Annotated in this window: 1 protein-coding gene; it reads right to left on the minus strand. The window is 39.3% G+C overall.

Annotated features, from left to right (window positions below; all coding sequences use genetic code 11):
* A partial coding sequence (locus IEX12_RS23075) for an IS200/IS605 family accessory protein TnpB-related protein (RefSeq protein WP_188725991.1) occupies window positions 1-1253 on the minus strand: 1253 nt, incomplete at both ends.

The following is a 1253-nucleotide window of genomic DNA, read 5'->3' on the forward strand; positions in this document are numbered from 1 at the left end:
CCCAATGATGCGCACCTATCATCTTCTCCGGTAATAGTGCACGCAACACTGGTGGAAGTTTTTCACGAAATCCCATTGCTCTTCTGGCAATTACATAACTTGCCGCCTGGTGAATGGATATCCCGAATCGTTTCATGTATTTTATTTTGCCAATTTGGCTGGTGTAGGCTGGGTTAATCTCATATACGGCCACCCCTATTTTCTCTGCTCTGGATTTAATGGCAGCGCTCATTTTCTTATAAGCAAACATGGCCATTTTCCGGTTTGCTTTTTTATTACCATATGGATTCGATACTTTGGAAGTGGTCGTATTGATTCTTTCCAAAGCAATTGGCTTGTTGGCTTTCAGGGCAATATCTACAACTCCAATCGCTTCAGCTTCGATGATCTTGGTAATTTGCCATGACGTTTTGCCTTCCAGCTTAAATGGTAATGTGCAGGATGAAAGTAACTGACCTTTTGCGTTGGTATTGGCAATGGCAAAATGATCGACATTACAATCTACGCCAATGACCCCATCGGATTTCGAATAGTTTGTTTGCGAATTGATTTCAACATCCATCATACATTTGACTATATAGTAGTCACCATAATCTTCAAGGGACCAGGCAATCGGTTTTCCATACTTTTTCTTATTTTTACAGTTCTGTTGGGTTTGGATGGCAGATGCCACTTTTTCCTGGCCATATGGGAAATGAACTTGTTCCATGTTAACGAAAACCCCACTTGGTGTTTTGAAATGGAGCTGTTTATTTTCTATATCATAGTTAAATACAAAATTCCCGTTTGCGGCATCTTTCCGTCCAGATAGAATCATTTTTTGGTTGCGAGATTGTTGCCATTCCTCCAGCCAAGCGTCATGATTGTCTAGGTAACATTCTTTCGTATGTTGTGATTTAAACCGCTTTTTTGAACCAAATACAACACTTGGGATGCGGGTACGTAACTGGTTTAATTCTTCCTCATTCCGGTTCAGCTTTGATGTCAGAAAACCAATTCTTGATTTGAGTTGTTTTATCTGTGGATCAAGATATGTATGTTCAAATTGGTACGCATGATAATAGATGTCCGTTTTCTTTTTATAGCTTACGACAAAGCAATGGTCTTGTTTTTGTTCTCTTGCATGCTTGGGGAATTTAGGTTTGTCTTTGACGAAGGATGTTTTGATTTTTCTTAAGGTGGTTAATCTGGAGCGTTCCTGTTTTAATTTCCGTTTGATGGAACGGATTTGTGCTGATTTATTTTCGATATAG

Origin of the sequence: Lentibacillus populi (assembly GCA_014642895.1) — a bacterium.
GTDB classification, from domain to species: Bacteria; Bacillota; Bacilli; order Bacillales; family Amphibacillaceae; genus Lentibacillus_C; species Lentibacillus_C populi.